This is a genomic window from Moorena sp. SIO3A2 (genome assembly GCF_010672265.1).
Classification (GTDB): Bacteria; Cyanobacteriota; Cyanobacteriia; order Cyanobacteriales; family Coleofasciculaceae; genus Moorena; species Moorena producens.
Window position 1 is genome coordinate 108644 of sequence record NZ_JAAHHC010000017.1, and the last position, 21634, is coordinate 130277.

General features: G+C 44.8%; 14 protein-coding genes and 1 tRNA gene. 8 read left to right on the forward strand and 7 right to left on the reverse strand.

Features of this window, described 5'->3' with window-relative positions:
- Positions 1–8: 8 nt before the first annotated feature.
- Entirely contained in the window at positions 9–4187 is a 4179-nt protein-coding gene (locus F6K64_RS20360; protein WP_287266196.1) for an nSTAND1 domain-containing NTPase, read from the reverse strand.
- Between the two features lie 172 nt (positions 4188–4359).
- Here F6K64_RS20360 and F6K64_RS20365 point away from each other — a divergent pair, with 172 nt between their 5' ends.
- Both F6K64_RS20365 and F6K64_RS20370 read left to right on the forward strand, forming a co-directional pair.
- Positions 4360–6906 carry a glycogen/starch/alpha-glucan phosphorylase gene (locus F6K64_RS20365; protein WP_008180653.1) on the forward strand — a complete coding sequence of 849 codons (2547 nt, stop codon included), beginning with the start codon at positions 4360–4362 and terminating at the stop codon, positions 6904–6906.
- Positions 6907–7366: 460 nt separating this feature from the next.
- Positions 7367–8269, forward strand: a complete 903-nt coding sequence (locus F6K64_RS20370) for a sulfotransferase family protein (protein WP_287266199.1) — start codon at positions 7367–7369, stop codon at positions 8267–8269.
- Between the two features lie 20 nt (positions 8270–8289).
- Here F6K64_RS20370 and F6K64_RS20375 read toward each other — a convergent pair.
- Positions 8290–8361, reverse strand: a tRNA-Val gene (locus F6K64_RS20375).
- Positions 8362–8695: 334 nt separating this feature from the next.
- On the opposite strand from F6K64_RS20375, the gene F6K64_RS20380 reads away from it, so the two are divergent.
- Together F6K64_RS20380 and F6K64_RS20385 are read left to right on the forward strand one after the other, a co-directional pair.
- Positions 8696–11305 (forward strand): CHASE2 domain-containing protein, encoded by a 2610-nt coding sequence (locus F6K64_RS20380; protein WP_008180650.1) that lies wholly within the window; start codon positions 8696–8698, stop codon positions 11303–11305.
- Positions 11306–11380: 75 nt separating this feature from the next.
- Positions 11381–12157, forward strand: coding sequence for a DUF928 domain-containing protein (locus F6K64_RS20385; protein ID WP_287250847.1), 777 nt, complete (start codon positions 11381–11383; stop codon positions 12155–12157).
- A 287-nt stretch (positions 12158–12444) separates the two neighbouring features.
- On the opposite strand, the gene F6K64_RS20390 is transcribed toward F6K64_RS20385, so the two are convergent.
- Both F6K64_RS20390 and F6K64_RS20395 read right to left on the reverse strand, forming a co-directional pair.
- Positions 12445–12864 (reverse strand): helix-turn-helix domain-containing protein, encoded by a 420-nt coding sequence (locus F6K64_RS20390; protein WP_287250844.1) that lies wholly within the window; start codon positions 12862–12864, stop codon positions 12445–12447.
- A gap of 656 nt (positions 12865–13520) precedes the next feature.
- Positions 13521–13778, reverse strand: a complete 258-nt coding sequence (locus F6K64_RS20395; protein WP_071107397.1) for a hypothetical protein — start codon at positions 13776–13778, stop codon at positions 13521–13523.
- A 205-nt stretch (positions 13779–13983) separates the two neighbouring features.
- On the opposite strand from F6K64_RS20395, the gene F6K64_RS20400 reads away from it, so the two are divergent.
- The 3 genes from F6K64_RS20400 to F6K64_RS20410 all read left to right on the forward strand — a co-directional run bounded on the left by F6K64_RS20400 (position 13984) and on the right by F6K64_RS20410 (position 18792).
- On the forward strand, positions 13984–14142 hold the full coding sequence (locus tag F6K64_RS20400) for a hypothetical protein (protein ID WP_287250842.1): 159 nt from the start codon (positions 13984–13986) through the stop codon (positions 14140–14142).
- A gap of 494 nt (positions 14143–14636) precedes the next feature.
- Positions 14637–15020: an endonuclease domain-containing protein gene (locus F6K64_RS20405; RefSeq protein ID WP_044493053.1), complete on the forward strand. Its 384-nt coding sequence runs from the start codon at positions 14637–14639 to the stop codon at positions 15018–15020.
- A 547-nt stretch (positions 15021–15567) separates the two neighbouring features.
- The gene (locus F6K64_RS20410) at positions 15568–18792 is read left to right on the forward strand and encodes an NACHT domain-containing protein (RefSeq protein WP_287266201.1); all 3225 of its coding nucleotides are present in this window, start codon (positions 15568–15570) and stop codon (positions 18790–18792) included.
- A gap of 76 nt (positions 18793–18868) precedes the next feature.
- On the opposite strand, the gene F6K64_RS20415 is transcribed toward F6K64_RS20410, so the two are convergent.
- Positions 18869–18994, reverse strand: a complete 126-nt coding sequence (locus F6K64_RS20415) for a hypothetical protein (RefSeq protein ID WP_287263303.1) — start codon at positions 18992–18994, stop codon at positions 18869–18871.
- A gap of 520 nt (positions 18995–19514) precedes the next feature.
- Here F6K64_RS20415 and F6K64_RS20420 point away from each other — a divergent pair.
- Positions 19515–19760, forward strand: a complete 246-nt coding sequence (locus F6K64_RS20420; protein ID WP_008186613.1) for a hypothetical protein — start codon at positions 19515–19517, stop codon at positions 19758–19760.
- A 475-nt stretch (positions 19761–20235) separates the two neighbouring features.
- Here F6K64_RS20420 and F6K64_RS20425 read toward each other — a convergent pair whose 3' ends face one another.
- Both F6K64_RS20425 and psbX read right to left on the reverse strand, forming a co-directional pair.
- Positions 20236–21207, reverse strand: coding sequence for a Ycf66 family protein (locus tag F6K64_RS20425; protein ID WP_287252010.1), 972 nt, complete (start codon positions 21205–21207; stop codon positions 20236–20238).
- Between the two features lie 195 nt (positions 21208–21402).
- On the reverse strand, positions 21403–21522 hold the full coding sequence (gene psbX / locus F6K64_RS20430; protein ID WP_071986908.1) for a photosystem II reaction center X protein: 120 nt from the start codon (positions 21520–21522) through the stop codon (positions 21403–21405).
- Positions 21523–21634: the final 112 nt, after the last annotated feature.

Sequence of the window (21634 nt, forward strand, 5' to 3'; positions counted from 1 at the left end):
CGACTCCCCTACATATCACAAATTTCCCTTAATTCTATTTCGTCTTGATGAGTGACTAGGTAATCATGGAGCCAATCACAACTCTGTTCCACTAAATCCTCTAGATCAAAATTCCATAAAATTACTGTCTTGTCCCAACTAGTAGAAGCAAGAGTCTGGCCATCTGGGCTAAACGTGACGCTATTGACAAATTCCCTATGTCCAGTGAGGGTGTGCAGGGGTTTGCCTTGGTGATTCCACAGTTTCACGGTGTTGTCCCAACTAGCAGAAGCGATAGTCTGGCCATCTCGGCTAAAGGCCACGCTAATGACAGGTTTGCTATGTCCAGTGAGGGTGTGCAGGTGTTTGCCTTGGTGATTCCACAGTTTCACCGTGTTGTCCCCACTAGCAGTAGCGATAGTCTTCCCATCATAGCTAAAGGCCACGCTAGTTACAGGTGCCCTATGTCCAGTGAGGGTGTACAGGGGTTTGCCCTCTAGATTCCACAGTTTCACCGTCTTGTCACTACTAGCAGAAGCGATAGTTTGGCCATCATAGCTAAAGGCCACGCTATTGACCCAATCGCTATGTCCGGTGAGGGTGTGCAGTTCCTGACCTTTTAGATTCCACAGTTTCACCGTCTTGTCACTACTAGCAGAAGCCATAGTCTGGCCATCTCGGCTAAAGACCACGCTAGTGACATCATCGCTATGCCCTTTGAGGGTGTGCAGGAGTTTGCCTTGGTGATTCCACAGTTTCACCGTCTTGTCATTACTACCAGAAGCGATAGTCTTCCCATCTCGGCTAAAGGCCACGCTATTGACAGGTTCGCTATGTCCAGTGAGGGTGTACAGGGGTTTGCCTTGGTGATTCCACAGTTTCACCGTCTTGTCATTACTACCAGAAGCGATAGTCATGCCATCTTGGCTAAAGGCCACGCTATTGACCCAATCGCTATGTCCAGTGAGGGTGTCCAGGGGTTTGCCTTTGAGATTCCACAGTTTAACGGTGTTGTCCCAACTAGCAGTAGCGATAGTCTGGTCATCTCGGCTAAAGGCCACGCTATTGACAGGTCCGCTATGTCCGATGAGGGTGTGGAGGTGTTTGCCTTGGTGATTCCACAGTTTCACCGTCTTGTCACTACTACCAGAAGCGATAGTCATGCCATCTCGGCTAAAGGCCACGCTATTGACCCAATCGCTATGTCCAGTGAGGGTGTACAGGTGTTTGCCTTGGTGATTCCACAGTTTCACCGTCTTGTCTGCACTAGCAGTAGCGATAGTCTGGCCGTCTGGGCTAAAGGCTACGCTCATGACAGGTTCGCTATGTTCGGTGAGGGTGTGGAGGGGTTTGCCTTGGAGATTCCACAGTTTCACCGTGTTATCCCCACTAGCAGTAGCGATAGTCATGCCATCTGGGCTAAAGGCCACGCTATAGACAGGTGCCCTATGTCCAGTGACGGTGTGCAGGTGTTTGCCTTGGAGATTCCACAGTTTCACCGTGTTGTCCCCACTAGCAGTAGCGATAGTCTGGCCGTCTGGGCTAAAGGCCACGCTAGTGACATAATGGCTATGTCCAGTGAGGGTGTGCAGGAGTTTGCCTTGGAGATTCCACAGTTTCACCGTCTTGTCATTACTACCAGAAGCGATAGTCTTCCCATCTGGGCTAAAGGTAACGCTAGTGACATAATCGCTATGTCCAGTGAGGGTGTGCAGGGGTTTGCCTTTTAGGTTCCAAAGTTTCACGGTGTTGTCAATACTAGCAGTAGCGATAGTCTGGCCATCTGGGCTAAAGGCCACGCTATAGACAGCTTCGCTTTGTTCGTCTAGGCTATTAAATTCTTTCACTCCATAGAGAGATTCCCGTAAACTAGCGATCGCTTTAATCCTAGTATCACCTTGTACCCAATTCGTCTTTTTGAGTTTTCCTGCTGCCTTTAAACCCTCTTTTAGAGCATCAAATGGTTGATCTAAGGTAAACAATAGTTCTGAAAGTTGACTCAGGACTTTAATTTCACTTTCTTCTGCCTTTCTGGCCTGTTCTTCTACCTTTATCGCCTGTTTACGAGACTGCAACCCAAAAGCTGTTGAAATAACTGTCCCCAATACCAACACACCAATAAATGCTCCCGCTACTAACTGGCGGTTACGGGTGATTTGCTTGTGCTTGTGACGGCTTACCTGAATATACTCCTCGGCCAGCCCATTCAACATCCCCAACTTGCCATACTCGTTTAAATACTCCTGGGCTTCTACTAACCTTCCTCCTTGCAACAGTAGACCGGCATCATCACGTCTCTTACCCTTCTGCTGCCATTCTTCTGCCGCCGCTTCCAGCTTGCGTTCCACCACCATCCCCTCTGTGTAAGTCTGCTTCCACTCCAGCAACTTTCCCCAGTGGCGAATTAAGGCTTCATGAACCACATCCAAAACCACATCCTGGGAATTTTCCTCATGGCTTCTAGTAATCAAGCGGTTCTCTGAACTGGCTAAGGTCTGGCTCACACCATCGAGCAGTTCTAAACTGTGGTGAGAATTGACTAACTCCCCGAGGCTTACTCGTTTACGAGTATCGAGAGTATCTCCCACTTGAGTTAATTCCAAGAACAAACGCCTAGCCACACTTTGTTCTTCCGCTGAGAGACTATCAAATACCTGATTGGCTCTCTTTTCCAGAGTTCCCTCAATTCCCCCTAACTGTTGATAGGTTTCTAACCGTAAAAACGTTTCCTGCTGCTGTCTTGACTGTTTCCATAATTCGGTCAGAGTATATTGGAGCAGGGGAAGGCTGCCTGGATAATCTTCCACATCGTTAATCAGTTGCTGTTTTAATCTGCCCTCAATTCCCAATCCTACTAATTCAGCTGGTAGTGCGATCGCTTCTTCAATTTCCTGACGGTTCAAGTGGTCAACATTGATTAATGGTTTATTGATATTTTCTACTAATTGAGGATACTCTCGCAACCGCCCCCGAAAGTCAGAGCGCATGGCAATTAACACAATTAGATTGTTAGTATTCTCGATTAATTCAATTAAACCGTTAAAGAATTCCTGGCGTTGGTGAGGTTGACCCATAGTGAAGCACTCTTCAAACTGGTCAATAATCATGACCACCGGAGTAACACTAGAATTACCTCCCTTGTTCTCTAAAAGCTTTCCCTTTTTCAGCACCTCCAATAACCTTTGCTTTGGTGCAACACCAGGAGTGAAAGGTTCCAAATAATGCCAGTGATCGCTTCCGGGAATTGCCTGACCTAACTTCAGCTGATACAATAAACCCGCCCTGAGTAAGGAAGACTTGCCACTGCCGGAAGCCCCTAACACTACCAGCAGACGGTGTTTAGTTTTAACTCGCTCAATTAACTGCTGGGTCAACTGAGAACGACCGTGAAACACCAGAGCATCCTCTGGTAATGCCGTAAAATAAGACAGAGACCGATAGGGGCACTTATCCTGAAAGCTCAGTTTCGGAAACTGGGTAGTCAGTAGAATGGCTTGTTTTGAGTTAGCGATTAAAGGACGTTGTCCAGTCCTTGACATCCGCTGCTCAATAAACAAGGCCAAATTATGACTAGTAACAATACCATCCGGGTGATTTTCCGGATTCAACCCTGCCAGTAACTCCCTGGTAAATACTCCTTGTTCATGGCTTATCTCTACTCCCGGTTCAAAAGAACGAGTGGCAGTAATCAAGCAGTAAGCTTTATCAGTTGGGATAAATGGGAGCAAGCTTAGTAACTCGCCACTGTAGCAACAATCTAACCAAATCACTACCTGTTTGACTGGGCTAGTTGCGATTTGCTGACCTAATTCCCGCAGAGGATAGCCATAAATTCCCACATCAGGAAAGGCATCACTAGTGACTAAGAAAACGTCTTGTTGTCCATCCACCTCTTGTCTACAGCCATGGCCTGAAAAGAAGAATAGGCCGGTTTCTGGAGGTTGGTTGGGAGGTGGAGGATTAAACAGATTAGCGACTGCTTCCCTTAATTCCTCTAATTTTACTAGTCCTGTGCTCGATAGTTCCCCTGCTCCTTTTTGGGTCAACCCAAGGGGTAAGTCCTGAATCCGAAACGGTTCATAGCCATACTGCTCTAATCGTTGAGCGACATTTTCCCCATCTAATGCCGCAACGGTCAGGTCGTTAAAGTTGGTGTATTCTGGATAACGGTTAATGCCAACGATTAGGGCTTCCCATTCCGGTGTCATTGGAGCGAGGCTGTGAAATTTTTACTAGGGTAACATAGCCTATGGCAGTTCTCAATTGGGTCAGATACTTACGCCCTTGGGGTTAATGGCAGCAGTCACTGACCATGCTTACTCTCTGGCAAAAGAGAATCCATAATAGAGTGACAAGTTTTTGGTCAGGATGAGCCACACTATGAAGGAACCTACCAACCTCACAGAACAAATCAAGGTTAAGGTAGAAGATGACCGCACAGGTATGTCGGTGGAAACCCTTAAGCGAGCCTTTGCTGACAATCTTTATTATATCCAGGGTAAAAATCAGTTTTTGGCTACACCCTACGATTACTATATGGCTCTGGCTTATACGGTAAGAGACCGGCTACTCCAGCGGTGGATTAAAACCTTAGAAACCTATACTAGAAAAAATACTAAGACTGTATATTACCTGTCAGCAGAATTTTTGATGGGTCGCCAGCTCACTAACAATTTGCTCAATTTGGGAATATATGATCGGCTCAGCCAAGCTCTCCACGAATCTGGGCTGGAGCTAGATGACCTGAAAATGCTGGAAGCTGAGCCTGGTTTAGGAAATGGAGGTTTAGGACGCTTGGCTGCTTGTTTCCTGGACTCCTTGGCAACTTTAGAAATTCCTGCTGTTGGGTATGGGATCCGTTATGAATTCGGCATCTTTGACCAGCGGATCATTGATGGTGCTCAAGTTGAACGTCCTGACAAGTGGCTACGGTTCGGCAACCCTTGGGAAATCAGACGCCCAGAATTAACGGTTGAGGTGAATTTCGGGGGTAAGACAGAATCCTACAAGGATGAGGGAGGTCGCTATCGGGTACGTTGGATTCCCGAGTGGCAGGTTTTGGGTACTCCCTACGATATACCAGTGCCTGGTTACAAGAAAAATACCGTCAATACCCTGCGTTTGTGGCGTGCTGGTGCCAGTGAAGAATTTGATTTTGAGGTGTTCGACAGCGGTGATTATGCTGGCTCTGTGACTGAGAAGATCTATTCCGAGAATATCTCGAAAGTTCTCTATCCCAATGATAACACTTCCCAAGGGAAGCAACTACGGCTGGAGCAGCAGTATTTCTTTGTTAGCTGTTCTCTTCAGGACATTATTAATAATTATCGACGAACTAATCGTAATTTCGACCTGTTCCATGAGAAAATTGCGATTCAGCTGAATGATACTCACCCATCGATTGGGGTGGCGGAGCTGATGCGGTTGTTCTTGGATAAGTACAAATTGAGCTGGAATCGAGCTTGGTATATTACTAAGAACACTTTTGGCTATACTAATCATACTTTGCTAGCAGAGGCTTTGGAACGCTGGCCAGTTAGCCTATTTGAGAGACTCTTACCAAGGCAGTTAGAGATTATCTATGAAATCAACCGTCGCTTCTTGGATCATGTGCGTCTGAAGTATCCAGGTGATAATGACCGGCTCAGACGAATGTCCTTGATTGACGAGGAACCTGAGAAGTCTTTGCGGATGGCTCATTTAGCCTGCGTAGGTAGCCATGCTATTAATGGGGTGGCGGCACTGCACACGGAATTGCTGAAGAAGGATGTGCTGCGAGATTTCTATGAATTGTGGCCAAATAAGTTTATTAATATGACCAATGGGGTCACACCCCGTCGGTGGCTATTGCTGAGTAATCCTCAACTGTCGGAACTGATTACTGAGAAAATTGGAGAGGGTTGGGTTACTGATCTAGACCAGCTCAAACAGTTAGAGCAGTTTGTTAATGATGCTGAGTTTTGCGTACGCTGGCGCAAGATTAAACAGCTGCACAAGAAAAACCTGGCAGATTATATTCTGCTGCACAACAATATTAAGGTTGATCCTAATTCCCTGTTTGATGTCCAAGTCAAGCGGATTCACGAGTACAAGCGTCAGTTGTTGAATGTACTCCATATCATTACTCTCTACAACCAGATCAAGGAGAATCCCTCGATCGATATCTTGCCCCGAACCTTTATTTTCGCTGGCAAAGCAGCACCGGGTTACTACTTGGCTAAACTGGTGATTAAGTTGATCAACTCGGTAGCAGAGGTGATCAATGATGACCCTGATGTAAGCGATCGCATAAAGGTAGTTTTCTTAGAAGGCTTCTCGGTTTCCCTCGGAGAGCAGGTTTACCCAGCAGCGGACCTTTCAGAGCAAATCTCCACTGCTGGCAAGGAAGCCTCTGGGACTGGCAATATGAAATTTGCCATGAATGGAGCGTTAACGATTGGTACCTTGGATGGTGCTAATATTGAAATCCGAGAAGAAGCAGGAGCAGACAACTTTTTCCTGTTTGGTCTAACTACTGAGGAAGTATACGCTCTCAAGGCTGGGGGATATAACCCACAAGAATACTATAACAACAATAAACAGCTCAAGCAGGTAATCGATCAGATTGGCTCTAGGTACTTCTATCCCCGTAATCCCGACCTGTTTAAGCCACTTGTGGATTCCCTACTGTACGGCGATGAGTACCTGCTTTTGGCAGACTACCAGTCCTATGTGAATACCCAGAAGCAAGTAAGCCAAGCCTATCGGGATCAGAATCACTGGACTCGGATGTCGATTATTAATGCGGCGAATATGGGCAAATTCTCTTCAGACCGCACGATTCGGGAGTATTGTCAGGAAATCTGGAATGTTGAGCCGATTTCAGTTGACCTAGACGAGTACGACCAGAACTCTGCTGGGTTGAAGCGAGTAAATAATTTACATTAACCTCAACAGTAACTATAGCAGTTCCCTTAATCAGGGAGTCGGGAGTCGGGAAGTGTGGCAAGTGTGGCAAGTGTGGCAAGTGTGGGGAGATGGGGAGATGGGAAGATGGTAAAGATTTTTATAGGGTTTCCTATACTTACGAGGTACATTCAATTTTATTACCCCTACTCCCTGTTTCCTTTGCTATAGTACTTTCTTGATAGTATAGCAGTCGCCAGGGCAGTTAGGACATGACAAAAGTCTCACACCCTTTGTAAGCGCAAGAGTTTGACTTCTGACAAATGACTTCTGACTTTTGACTTCTGCTATAGTTTCTTGATCACGTTTGGTGATATCCACTTTCAACGTGGGTATTATCTTAGTAGGAACTTATAGCAGTTTTCATAGTAATGAGGTACACAGGATTTTTTGCCTATTCCCTATTCCCTATTCCCTATTCCCTATTCTCCCCAGAAATAAAATGAAATTACCGACTTTTTTAATTATAGGTGTGCAGAAGGCAGGAACAACTTCTATTTATAACTACTTAACCCAACACCCTCAAGTTTATATGAGTCCGGTTAAGGAAACCAATTTTTTGGAGAAAGATTGGGAAAAGTTACCTCCAGAAATAAGAACTATTAACAAAAATAGAATTGATACCTTTGAAAAATATTGTAAACTTTTCCAAGAGGTGAAGGATGAAATAGCGATTGGGGAAGCATCCCCTAATTATTTGTTTCATTATAAATCATCTTGTGAGCAAATATTGCGCTATTTGCCCGATGTTAAAATGATTGCTATTCTACGAAATCCCGTAGACCGAGCTTATTCGGATTATTTAATGCATGTTCGGGAAGCGACGGATGTAGCGGGTAATATCCAACCATTATCGGAACAGCTTAAGTTTCGCTCTCAGGGGTCGTTTACCCTAAAAAAAGGACTCTACTCCTCTCAATTGAGTCATTTTTTTGAAACGTTTAATCGAGATAAAATAAAAGTTTATCTGTACGATGATTTATGTAAAAATCCCGTGGCTTTGATCCAGGATATGTATCGGTTCATTGGAGTAGATGAAACGTTTATCCCGGATGTATCGAAAAAAGCGCAAGTGGCTCAAGTTCCTAAACTAAAATTGGTTAATGATCTGTTGCGGAAACAAAATCCCTTCAGAACTATGATAGCTTCTGGACTAAAGTTCATCCTGCCAGTGGAGGTGAGGCAAACTGTTCGTTCAGCGCTAATCAACATGAACTCAACTGATAAGAAAAAAGCTGCTCTTTCTAAAGAGGAACGGCAACAGTTGCTGGAATTTTATCGTGATGATATCCTGAAACTCCAAGATTTGATTCAACGAGACCTTTCGTTTTGGTTAACTATTTGATTGCCTACACCAAGATAGAATGGGCGATACTGGGTTCGAACCAGTGACCTCTTCCGTGTGAAGGAAGCGCGCTACCACTGTGCTAATCGCCCATAGTTTTCTAGTCACTAGCTTTACAGTATACCACAAATTACGGTCACGTGACAAGTGGAGTTTGCCTGAAAAGCTGATTTTTATGATATCCCTTGATGCTGAATCAGTGAACTGTGGATCAAGCTAGATATCAAGCTAGATATAAAATCTTAAAACTACACTATAGCATTTTAATACCACCAATTGAAGAGTTGACAAACACAATCGAGTAATGTTATCTTATCGCAAGAGTTTTAATGGTTAGACCCCCATAAACATTCAACTCCAAGCAACCATTAAAATTTCAGACCTTAGTTAACCCTGACGGATGTAGCCCTGACAAACTATTTAAAGATGAGTCAGTTAGTAGTCTTAAAACTGGGAAATGGTAATTGTCAGGAAGGTTTTCCTACTGTTATAGCTCAACTTTGGGAAAGGGATCATCGTACTCTGATGCAGTTTACTGGAGGTTTGCCTGCTGCACCAGAACTGCCTAAACTCTACAAACGCTGGCAATTAATGTATGCAGCACTCTACGGAGGCTTCAGGTGCGATCGCCGTCTGGAAATTCATAACGTTAGTATCACTAATGTTTCAGAAGCTGAGTTTAGGAATCTGTCTCAACAGTTAGAAGAGCAAATTAATACCTGGCTCAATGCTGAAGAATTTCGCAACATTGAACGGCGAGTGCGAACTAAACTAATTCCGTCTGAGGAAATTAGCGTGATTATCGAGGCGGAAGATGACCAAGTGCGACGATTTCCTTGGCATTTGTGGCGTTTATTTGAAGATTACCCCCTGACAGAAGTGGCGTTGAGTAGCCAAGAGTATGAGCCAGTCACGACGCCAGATCGAGAGTCAACGGGTCAAGTTAGGGTATTAGGAATTTTAGGAAATAGTGAAGGGATTGAGGTTGAAAAAGACCGGGCTTTACTTGAGCAGTTACCGGAGGCGGAAACGGTTTTTCTGGTGCAGCCACAACGCCAAGAGCTTAACCACCAGCTTTGGGATAAACAGGGATGGGATATCCTGTTTTTTGCAGGACATAGCAAGAGTGCGGCGGATGCTAAAACTGGTTACATAAGTATTAATCAAACTGATAGGTTAACGATTTCCCAGTTAAAGCATGGTCTGGGAGCAGCTATTACCCGTGGTTTGAGACTGGCAATTTTCAATTCTTGCGATGGCTTGGGATTAGCACGGGAATTGGCTGATTTACATATTCCTCAGTTGATTGTGATGCGGGAGCCGGTACCAGATCCAGTGGCACAGGAGTTTTTGAAGTACTTTTTAACCGCATTTGCTGGTGGAAAATCCTTATATTTGGCAGTGCGGGAAGCTAGGGAACGGTTGCAAGGCTGGGAAGATAACTATCCTGGTGCTAGCTGGTTACCAGTGATTTGCCAAAATCCAGCTGTTGTTGCGCCGACTTGGCAACAGTTGCGCGATCGCAATCAATTGGCTTCTGTTTCAGGTAGCTCTAGTCAGGCTCATGGGTCACAAACCTCTTCAGAGGTTCAAAAGATGATGCGATCGGCTGTAGTAGAGGGTGAAGGTTCATTACCCAGTACCTCCCTTACTCCTTCAGACCAAAAGACTAAGACCTTTTTGCGATCGCATAACAGATCCTACAGACCTTGGCATTTTTGTCTGATTCGGTCACTATGGTGCGATCGCGTTTTGTTACTCAAGGCTAGTGTATTCGCCATGGCTTTGGTGATGGGATTGCGGTGGTTGGGACTATTGGAAGGGCTTGAACTAAAAGCTTTTGACCAACTGATGGGACAACGACCCTATGAAATGGGGGACGAACGTCTGTTGATTGTTAAGGCTACTCCAGAGGATATTAAAAATCAGGAACAGCAACCCAAGCATAGGGCATCGTTATCAGACCATACTCTTACTCGGCTATTTGAGAAACTCCAGGAGTATGAACCAGTAACGATTGGCTTAGATATCTATCGTGATTTTCCGGTGGATCCAGCTTACCCTAAACTAGCAACTTACCTGGGACAAAAGAATTTATTTGGTATCTGTAAAGTTAAAGATGCTAAGGCTGGGGACACCGAAGGGATTTCTCCACCCCTGGAAATTCGGCCAGATCGGATTGGTTTTAGTGATGCTTTACCTGACCAGGGGGGAATCCTCCGTCGCCATCTGTTATCTCTGAACTCACCAGACCTCACGGATAAGTGTACTGCTAAGAATAACCTTAGCTTGTTACTAGCCCTATACTATCTACATGCTAAGGGTATCCCATGGGGCTACACATCAAATCAGCAATTATGGATTGATCGGCCACATTTGGGTAACGGTAAAACTGTTGTGCTGAAGGAATTAAATTCCTATACCGGTGGCTACCACAGAGTGGATGCAGCAGGTAGACAAATCTTGCTAAATTACCGTTCCCGTCGTTCTGTTGAAGATATTGCACCAACAGTCGATGTTGGCGATATTCTCAATGATAAGATTCCGCCCCAGCGCAGGTCCCAACTGAAGGGTCGGATTATTCTTGTTGGTATAGCCGGTCCAATTAATACCAGTAGTGATTACTGGCTCACCCCTTACAGTGCCAGTCAGCGCCTGAGCCAGAAGCGAACACCAGGAGTGGTGATTCAAGGACATATGGTAAGTCAAATCCTGAGTGCGGTTCTGGATAATCGACCCTTGTTGTGGGTTTGGTCAGAATCAACAGAAGTGCTGTGGATTTGGGGTTGGTCTGTGGTAGGAAGTGTAATTGGTTTAGTAATGGGATTCCGCTCAGGCCAGGCTAGGGGTATGCATTGCCTAAGTGGCTTGGTAATCCCGACGGGAGTGGCACTTGGTGCTTTGTATGGCATTTGTTATCTGTTGATTTTGCAAGGGGGTTGGATACCGCTGGTGCCTTCAGCAATGGTATTGGTGCTTACTTCGGTGGGTATGGTTTTGGTAGTACGTTATACAGCATGTTCCAATCAGATGTGAAACTAGGATTGATGCAAAAAGGGAACTTCTCAGACCCAGTCAGCATCTTCCTTGGCAAAAGCATCGGAGTTGACAATGGTTAAAATTAAACTGCTTTATGGGATTGCGTTTGCTCTGGCGACTCTCACCAGCTACCCAGCACAAGCGCAATTGATGGAATCCACTGGCAATAGGGCTGAATCTATAGCAGTAGAGTTTAAACAGCCAGATTATTCAGGTGATGCGCCGAGCGGACGTAGGCGAGGTACAGGTAATCGTGGATATTGTCCTATGGCTGTTTCTGAAACGGGAGGAAACCTTACGATGACACCTGTGATCGATAAAGATAGTAGGGGATTGACAGTTAATGAGTCTCCGACTATCTGGGTTAATGTTTCCTATCAATCTGAAAGTTTTGAGAGGGGGCTTTCTGGGGAATTTTCCTTGCAGGATTCAAAAACTAACACCAAGCTTGCTCCAAAATATTTACCTGTTACTTTGCCAAGTCGGTCTGGTGTGTTTAGCATACCTCTTCCCTACTCCTTAGAGGTTGGTAAGTGGTATCGCTGGCATTTGATCCTTGATTGTAATTCTCCAGATTCGTTTTACGATGACTCGGTTTTGTTTATTAGAGGACTCTTGAAACGGGTTGAATTGCCAAAGTTTAAGTATGAGTTAGATACAAAAAACTCACAGCAGAAGCTAATGACAGTTTATGCTGAAAATGGCATTTGGTATGATGCCTTGAATCAAGCAGCTAAACTTCGTTGTAGTAATCCACAAAATGCTACGTTTGCTGAGGCTTGGTCCCGATTGTTGAAAGCGGTTGAATTGGAAGAAATTGCGCAGGAAAGTTTGATCTGTCGGGAATAGTTTAGTTTAACTACAAGGGAGCAGGGACTTCGGAGCAGGGAACAGGGAACAGGGAACAGGGAACAGGGGAGAGGGTTTGATGGTTTTTTTATGTAAGCATTTAGCTAATGCGCTATGCGCACGCTTCGCGAACAGCTAATGCGCTACGCGCACGCTTCGCGAACAGCTATCAGCTATAAGTCATCAGCTATAAGTCATCAGCTATAAGTCATCAGCAAAAGGCTGACGGCTGACGGCTGACGGCTGAATGCTCAATTCCTACTTATCTAATTTAAATCCACAACAGCTTAGGCGATCACTTTAAAGTCAGAAATCGTCTCAATCCATACCCGTGCTCCACACTTTAGGGGATCATCTGGGCGATACATGACCCGACAGGGGCCATTGACTTCTACGGTATGACCGTAAGTGTTTTTAGATCCGCGTTTTACCGTAATCACGGGATTGCGTTCGCCGGTGTTGTGATTTTGGCGAATCACTTTTTGATTAACGTGGATAACAGCTTTAGTGTAATTTGTGCGCTTTGACCAATTCCGCTTTGGTCCGCGAGTACCAGGGGTGATTACTGGCATGCCATCAAATAAGGGAATTACCCAAGTTCTACCGACCTTATAAGCTCCTTTGACTCTGCCCTTGCTCAACAGGAAACGGACGCGAGTGGCAGAGATACCTAGTAATTCAGCGGCTTGTGCGGTAGAAATCATCATGGCGGTAAAACCATTGCTTTAACGATATTGTTATATTAACACAATTTTGGAGAAGATGCAAGGGGTAGGTGGGAAGGGTGGGGAGTGTGGGAAGGGTGGGGAGTGTGGGGAGTGTGGGGAGTGTGGGGAGTGGGGTTAAAAAAAACTATTGCATTAGCGCCAGAGGTGATGTGGGAGGTGTAGGTGGTAAATATGGGAGGCGTGGGGAGTGTGGGGAGTGTGGGAGGCGTGGGAGGTGTGCGCAGTAGGGTCAAAAAACTATTGCATCCGCACTAGGTGTGATTTGGGTGGTGTAGATGGTTCAAAAAAACTATTGCACTGTCGCAAGTTAGTCTTGAGTCTTGATTAGTGCTGTTAAGTTTTCTAGTAAGTGTGAAGTACATCTAAATTTCTTCCCTACTCCCTGTTCCCTGTTCCCTGTTCCCTGTTCCCTCAATAAAAAAAATTCGGTCAAGTTCTGGTTAATTCCAATGCTTGACCGAATTATTTTTTGTAATTGTCAAAAACCCTAGGGTCCTTGACTATGTGTTCACCAATTCATCAGGAAATTATCCCAATCAACAACATACTAACTTATGGTTCAGACTTCAGACTTCGTACTTTATCCTCAGTTTTGACCTGTCGCCAGGGATTGGCATCCCTGGCAACTTGCTATCTTAATCTACCAACAGATGCCGAATCAATATACTGATCACCTCACCAGGATTTCCGGTAGGTTGAGGAGTGCTCCACTCATGAACTTGGGCGTAGCCACGGCTATAAAGATTATAGATTGTGACCCGGACGGTTTTGGGAGAACCGATCAATATATGTTTGATTTGCTCCCGTCCTGGCTGAGGTTGGCCAAATAATTCCGGGAGATTAGGATTGTTGGGATTATACTCAAAATTTGGAAGAAAGTTTTCGATATCCATAATGTTTTTTTTGCTGTTGTATTGATGACATTTTTATGGTAATAAATAATTATTTATTTTGTCAAGTAATTTTTAATTTTTTTTTGCGTTAGGGGGTATATAAAAAAAATATATTAGTATTTTTGATTTTTTTTATAGTAATTTTCTATGCCATGATGTACAAAATGATCCCCCTAAATCCCCCTTAATAAGGGGGACTTTGAGGTTGAAAAGTGTACCTGATAAATCCTATAAATGCTATAGCAAAGAGCGATTGCGTAGCATGACTTACGGTCAATCACTTTTAGCGGAAGCTGAGGCCTTTGGCCACGCTACGCGTTCGCGTAGCGTCGGCTTTGCCGAAACGCTTCATCGCGTAGCATAGCCTACGGTAAATCCCTTAGCGGATAAGAGCATTACATTTAATTTTAAAGGTTAATTTTGCGATAGTATTTAAGTTTAGATCGTAATCTTGGGATAGTATTTAAATTGATAAGATATTTATGGGTTCCCGTAGCGGCTCCTAGATACCATCTCTTTCTATGCCATTTATTTGCTCGATCCCTCCCAGCCCCCCGTGATCAAAGGGGGGAGTCCGGAAATCTATAAATTGCATTTAATTCCAAAGATTAATCTTGGGATAGTATTTAAGTTGAGCCGGTCATGATTGGATAGTATTTAAATTGATAGGATATTTATGGGTTCCCGTAGCGGCTCCTAGATACCATCCCTTTCTATCCCATTTACTCGCTTGATCCCCCCCAGCCCCCCGTGATCATTGGGGGGAGTCCGGAAATGTATCTTAAAAGTCCCCCTTATTAAGGGGGATTTAGGGGGATCCAAACCCACGGCAAAAACCACAAGTTCAATTCTTGTAAAATGTGCGATCGCCAACAAAGACAATTTCATCTACCTTATAACTCCAATTTAGTAAGCAGAGCTAGAGAATTAAGGAAAACTATGACACCAGCCGAGAAAAAGCTGTGGTCTGACTATTTGAAAATTTTTAAATTTAGAGTCTTGCGACAAAGACCGATAGGTAATTTTATTTTTGACTTTTATTGCGCTGCTTTAAAATTAGTTATTGAAGTTGATGGAGAGTCTCATTATACAGAAGCTGGCCAAGCTTATGATAAAGAAAGAAGTCAGATTATTGAAGGTTATGGATTAAAAGTAATTCGATTTACCAATGATGAAGTATTGCATAATTTTGAAGCAGTGTGCTATCGGATAAGCAGTGAGCTTCCCTCTAACACAACTTAGAGCTGTTTCAAAATTTAATAATTTAACGATTTTATCGAATTTTTTTAGGGATTAGGAATGAGGGTAATGGTCTTAGTTGGAGGAGTGGGTTTGCTTAGCGGCTCCTACATACCATCCCTTTCTATTGCATTTACTCGCTCGATCCCCCCCAGCCCCCCCCCGTGATCATTGGGGGGAGTCCGGAAATCTATCTCAAAAGCCTGATTATTGTAAGAAGTCCGGAAATTTATCTGAAAAGTCCCCCTTATTAAGGGGGATTTAGGGGGATCAAAACCCACGCAAAAAACCCTACTCCCTAAATTGCTATAATTAATATAGCGGTTTTCAATTTGGTGAGGTACAGATTTCCTGGTTTTAGGGAACAGGGAACAGGGAAAAAATTCTGTGTACCTCATTAGGATAAAAACCGCTATATAGCAACTCTCTATGCCATGAGGTACAAAGAGATCCCCCTAAATCCCCCTTATCAAGGGGGACTTTGAGGTTGAGAAGCGTACCTCATAAATCATAGAAACGCTATAGCATCGAACATAATTACCTATAAATTATGGAACCATTCTCCTTTTTGGCTAGTTTAGAACTATCGAAAATCGCGTCACCGTTGTTAGGTACTGTTGCGGGAGAAGCAGGTAAGCGTATAGTTAAAGCTCTGACGAAAAGCGATGTAGAGAAGGCAATCAAAGCGGGAGAAGACGCAGTTAAGGAATGGGAAAAACAACTGGAACCGAGCCAACTGTTATTTTTTCACGCTCCACCGGATGGATTGCATGGAGTTAAAAGTTTTTTGCAGGGCTATTTTACTAACTCGGCGGTTTTGGAACAATTACATAAACCGTTAATTAATCAAGGTAAGCCAGACCGGGATATTTTAATCAGGGTATTTCAACAGCAAGCTGAAACCCATAACATTAAACTAAATCAAGATAGTCTCAAACCTTGGATAGAGAGATTTGTTAATGCTTATTTTCAGCATACGGTTACTTATCTAAAATTTCAGGTAGCTAAACAGGATTATTGTGAGCAGTTAGCTAACTGGTTTGATGATGTCAAGTTTGCTGGCATTGCTGTGCCTGGGCAAGAGGTAGAGAAATCGGAGAAGTTAGCTCAGATTTTTGTAATGCCCGATGTGGTGGAAGAGGTATCAACTGCTGGCGGTTGGGAGCGGGAGTTGTTAGCAGCAGAAAGTGGGGAAAAGCCGGAAAGGGCGTTGTTGGAAAAGACGACTGGACGGAAATTTTTGGCTCAGCAGCTATTGAGCCAAAGTCAGTCGAGACGAGTGGTGATATTGGGTGCGCCTGGTTCGGGAAAAACCACGTTGATGAGTTATTTTGCGGTAATGTTGGCTGAGAGCAAAGCTGAGGTTTTGGGATTAGATGGTGATACGGACTGGCTACCGATTTTAATTAGGATGCGAGATTTTGGGATAAATCTCGATAAAAACCTGATCGACTATGCTCGTGGGTTTGCGGAAAACACGATGTCAGTGCAACGGTTACCAGTTGGATTTTTTGAGCATTGGTTGTCTGATGGTAGGGCGTTGATATTGCTGGATGGTTTGGATGAAGTAGCAGAAGAGGCTAAACGCAATGATGTAGTCAGGCGCATCGAGAATTTTTTAGGACAGTTTGACAGAAATCGCGCTATTATTACATCTAGACCGGCTGGTTATCGACGGGACTTTTTCCGCACTGAGGACTTTCCCCACTATCAAATTGAACCCTTTGATGATAGCAAGATTTCCGCGTTTATTGATAACTGGTATAACAGTCGCTTTCAAGACCAAGCAGAAGCTGAAAGGCGCAAGGATAGTTTACGAAAAGCGCTGGATGATAATGACCGGATTAAGCTATTGGCACGGAATCCGTTATTGTTGACAATTATTGCATTAATTCATCGGTATCAAGCGGTTTTGCCCAAGGAACGGTATAAGCTTTATGACAAAGCAGTGGAAACCTTGTTAACCTCTTGGGATGCTAATAAAGAATTAACTAGTGATAAGTGGTTGACATATTTGAGTTTGGATGATTTACGCCGATTGATGGAATGGTTGGCGTATTGGATTCATTCTCAGGGAAATGCTGAAGATAAGGATAGTGGCACGCTTATTGATCAAGATGATTTGATTAACCAATTGGCTGAGCAGATTAAAACCTTGAAGCAGGTGGATTTGTATAAAGCCAAGCAAGAGGCGAAACGGTTTGTAGAGTTAATCCGGAAGCGCACTGGTTTGTTGAATGAACAGGGGCAAGATTGTTATGGTTTTGTCCATAAGACCTTTCAAGAATATTTGTGTGCTCAGGAGATTAACTATCAAGCCGAGAATGAGTATGATTTTGGTATTATATTGAATCACATTCGGGAGTATTTACATGACTCCCACTGGCGCGAAGTGTTACTATTGCTGATAGCACAACAAAAACCGAAAAATGCAACGAAGGCAATTCGAGCAGTTGTAAATAATAAGAGTAACTATGAGCAAGGGTTACATCGGGATTTGTTGTTTGCTGGTAATTGTTTGGCAGAAGATCCAAAGAATTTAAGGAGTACTGATAGTGAGTTGGTCGAAGAGATTGTGGAGCGGTTGGTTGAGTTGGAGGTAACTAGTAAAGAGCAGGTTGGCGATAATATTCGCGATCAGGTTTTTAAGATAATTTGTAGTTTGTATGAAACGGATTTTGAGACACAAGCTCTAGAGATGTTGAAGGAGCGAACAAATTTAATTAATGAGACACGATTGCTGAAGTATCGACACGAGTTAGGGGAAAAAGATCAGACCATTACAATATTGCTAGCACTACTAAAGGATGATGATTCTGATGTGCGTGGGAGGGCAGTGGAAGCCTTGGGCAGATTGGGCAAAAGCTCAGAAACCGTAGTCAACGCCCTCCTAGCAAGGCTAATGGATGATGATAATTCTTTCGTGCGTACGATTGCAGCCTATGCCTTGACCAAATTAGACAACAACTCAGAAACTGTAGTCAACGCCCTCCTAGCAAGGCTAATGGATGATAAATCTGATGTGCGTGTGATTGCAGCCTTTACCTTGGGCGAATTGGGCAACAGCTCAGAAACTGTAATAAACGCCCTCATAGCAAGGCTAATGGATGATGATTATAGTGTCCGTAGGAGTGCAGCCAATGTTTTGGGTAAATTTGGCCATAGCTCACAAACCGTAGTCAACGCCCTCCTAGCAAGGCTAATGGATGATGATAATTCTTTCGTGCGTGTGAATGCAGCGGAAGCCTTGGGCAATTTGGGCAACAGCTCAGAAACTGTAATAAAGACCCTTCTAGCAAGGCTAATGGATGATGATTATTTTGTGCGTATGAGTGCAGCGGAAGCCTTGGGCAAATTGGGCAACAGCTCAGAAACCGTAGTTAACACCCTGCTAGCAGGACTTCAGGATGATGATTCTTTTGTGCGTATGAGTGCAGCGGAAGCCTTGGGCAATTTGGGCAACAGCTTAGAAACCGTAGTTAACACCCTGCTAGCAGGACTTCAGGATGATAAATCTGATGTGCGTGTGAGTGCAGCTGATACCTTGGGTATATTGGGCAACAGCTCAGAAACTGTAATAAAGGCCCTCCTAGCACAGCTAAGGGATGATGATTCTTTTGTGCGTATCAGGGCAGCCAAAGCCTTGGGCAAATTGGGCAAAACATCTAATCATGTTCTCCCTACTGTGATTGAATGGATTGAACAACACCAGGATTCAGAGTATGTGGGCAGTGGTATTGATGCCTTGTGGGATTTGGTGGTAGGACGGGAGTAGGGAATTTAGAATTTAGAATTTAGAATTTAGAATTTAGAATTTAGAATCGGGAGTGGGGAGTCGGGAGTGTAATGGATCAAGAGGATAGTTTTTGTTGAATGCGATCGCTTTTAGCGTGGCCTACGGCCAATCGCGTAGCGTGACCAAAAGTCAATCGCGTAGCGTGACCATTCCCGTAGCGTGGCCGAAAGGCCAAGGTCAATCGCTAAAAGCGATGGTCGGTACGAGCTGCTATGGGAACGCATCAGCTACAGAGCCCTTGGGTGGTGCGTTACGGGGCGGACTATCCCAACTCTGACGGTGCGTTACGGGACGGGCTATCCCAACTCTGGCTACGAGGCAGAAAATGAGGGCGAGCCCGCCCCTAACGCACCCTACGCACTGTTCCCTGTTCCCTACGCGAACTAATAATCAGTGTTCCAGGTCTTTATAGCGGTTTTTAATCTAGTAAGGTACAAGTTTTTGAGGTGCGACCCGTGGCGAATTTAATTCGCCAAGGTCAAGCGCACCTAAGGTTTTAGGGAGCAGGGAGCAGGGAGCAGGGAGCAGGGAGCAGGGAAGAGGGAAAAAAATATGTGTACCTCATGAGGATAAAAAGCGCTATAGTAATTAATATCAACGTGGACTAACCCCCACCTGGACGAACGCGCCCCGCGTGGCCTACGGCCAGGTGGGGGAATGCGTCACACGGTCTGTTCAAACAGCGGTGTCAAGATTTAGATTTGCCTTCGGACTTTTATCAACCAATCTTGCTCCATGCCAAAATTAATGACGATGGAGCACATGAAGACATTACCGAGGTTTTGTTGGCAGACGTAGCCTATGTTTCACCAGAAGACCAATTAGTGGTAAAGAAGAACATGACTGCTCTGATGGAATCTATGGTGCTACGGACTCACGAGATTTTGGATTATTATGGCAATCCACAGAACCGAATTCCCCGCTGTTTTGATAGCATAGGGTGCTAAGCATTCAGCCCTCAGCCCTCAGCGGTCAGTGGTCAGCCCTCAGCCCTCAGCCCTCAGCCCTCAGCCCTCAGCCCTCAGCCCTCAGCCCTCAGCCCTCAGCCCTCAGCCCTCAGCCCTCAGCCCTCAGCCCTCAGCCCTCAGCCCTCAGCCCTCAGCCCTCAGCCCTCAGCCCTCAGCCCTCAGCCCTCAGCCCTCAGCCTTTAGCCCTCAGCCTTTAGCAGATAACTGATAACTAATAGCACCTCAAGTAGCGTGCCCTTAAGCTGATAGCTGATAGCTGATAGCTGATAGCTGATAGCTGATAGCTGATAGTTGATAGCTGATAGTTGATAGCTGATAGCTGATAGCTGATAGCTGATAGTTGATAGCTGATAGCTGATAGCTGATAGCTGATAGCTGATAGCTGATAGCTGATAGCTAATAGCTGATAGCTGATAGCTGATAGCTGATAGCTGATAGCTGATAGCTAGTTTTATTAGTACTCAAACGGTCCTAACGGCTCATCATCTTCCTCAGACAGGTCGATGGGTTTGTAATCCACATAATCGTTTTGGTCTGAGTAGTTAGAGGATGTTTCCTCCCTTGGGGTGGTACGACGCTTTCTTTCCCTTGAGGCTATCTGTGAGTCATAGTTTTCTGAGTCATAGTTTTCTATAGATTCACGACCGGAACGGCTACGGCGAACGGGTCTGTCTTCTCTATCTCTATCTAGATCTCTGTCTAGATCTCTGTCTAGATCCCGATCTAACTTAGCCTCCCAAGTGTCTACAGATCGTTCTACAGGTCGTTCCACAGATTGTTCCGAAGGACGAGAACGTCTACTACGATATGGTCTGTCTTCCCAATCACTATCTAACTTAGCCTGCCAGGTCTCTCTAGGTCGTTCTGAAAACTGACCATTAGAACGAGGGCGGCGTTTACGCGTCCGCTCTTCTAGCCTAGATTCCTCTGAACTCCCTCGACTCCTTGGTGGACGGCGGGTTTCTGCTTCATAACGGTCTATGCGCCTTTCCCTGGAATCTGCTGTGGGCCGCAAGCGAGGGTTGGAGTATTGCTCCTCTACCGGCTCTAGTTCATCGTATTCATCATAAACATTAGCCTCTTGTGGTTCTTCGCGGTAATAGTTACGGCTAACTGGTCGCTGGCGGTCTTCAAACCCAGCATCTTCCCGGGCTTTTTTAGTGGCAACGCCCCGTAACCGCAGACTTTCCACACCAAAAAATATTGCTGTACCGCTCAACAACAGCTGACTCAACTGCAAAATTGGATCGAGTCGCCATCCCTGAGTCACCAGAATAAAGCCACAAACTACCCCGACCACAGTGAAAAAGATATCATGGTCTCTGGCTAGTTCTGGACGGACCGAGCGCAGGAAATAGAGTCCTGCTCCGGCAAGCATCAAGAATATGCCCAAAAGGCTAGCTGAATTAAACCCAAAATTTACCATTGCTACTCTCCTATGGTCAGTTTTATGGTAGCGAGTTATTGGTCTTACACTCTACTGTAACTGGAGAACAACCATTTTACTCCTGGATCAGGAGAGATTCTGAATACAAAAATTGAGCGGGTTGTGAACCCACTCAATTTCCTGCTATCGAAGCTCCGCCTTACTTCGTTGAAGGCATAGATAGTAGGGATTTCGTTATGAGCGTTGGATCTTATCGCTCTGGCTAAAGACGATTAGTGCCACAGTGGCAGGAATAACCACAATGGCAGTACCCAAAAGTAAACTCCACAAAAAGTTGGCTAATGAAGGTGTCATAAAAACTCCTAGTTAATTTGTAAATCTTGTTTGTGATGCTCCTACACTTCCCAATCGGGTAAGTGTTAGACATGATTGCTTTCCCCCATGCCACTGCCGGTTCCCTATTGGA

Excerpts from the sequence above, each read along its gene's own strand:
- F6K64_RS20360 (WP_287266196.1), bottom strand. The coding sequence starts at position 4,187 with ATGACACCGGAATGGGAAGCCCTAATCGTTGGCATTAACCGTTATCCA.
- F6K64_RS20365 (WP_008180653.1), top strand. The coding sequence starts at position 4,360 with ATGAAGGAACCTACCAACCTCACAGAACAAATCAAGGTTAAGGTAGAA.
- F6K64_RS20370 (WP_287266199.1), top strand. The coding sequence starts at position 7,367 with ATGAAATTACCGACTTTTTTAATTATAGGTGTGCAGAAGGCAGGAACA.
- F6K64_RS20380 (WP_008180650.1), top strand. The coding sequence starts at position 8,696 with ATGAGTCAGTTAGTAGTCTTAAAACTGGGAAATGGTAATTGTCAGGAA.
- F6K64_RS20385 (WP_287250847.1), top strand. The coding sequence starts at position 11,381 with ATGGTTAAAATTAAACTGCTTTATGGGATTGCGTTTGCTCTGGCGACT.
- F6K64_RS20390 (WP_287250844.1), bottom strand. The coding sequence starts at position 12,864 with ATGATGATTTCTACCGCACAAGCCGCTGAATTACTAGGTATCTCTGCC.
- F6K64_RS20395 (WP_071107397.1), bottom strand. The coding sequence starts at position 13,778 with ATGGATATCGAAAACTTTCTTCCAAATTTTGAGTATAATCCCAACAAT.
- F6K64_RS20405 (WP_044493053.1), top strand. The coding sequence starts at position 14,637 with ATGTGCGATCGCCAACAAAGACAATTTCATCTACCTTATAACTCCAAT.
- F6K64_RS20410 (WP_287266201.1), top strand. The coding sequence starts at position 15,568 with ATGGAACCATTCTCCTTTTTGGCTAGTTTAGAACTATCGAAAATCGCG.
- F6K64_RS20425 (WP_287252010.1), bottom strand. The coding sequence starts at position 21,207 with ATGGTAAATTTTGGGTTTAATTCAGCTAGCCTTTTGGGCATATTCTTG.
- psbX (WP_071986908.1), bottom strand. The coding sequence starts at position 21,522 with ATGACACCTTCATTAGCCAACTTTTTGTGGAGTTTACTTTTGGGTACT.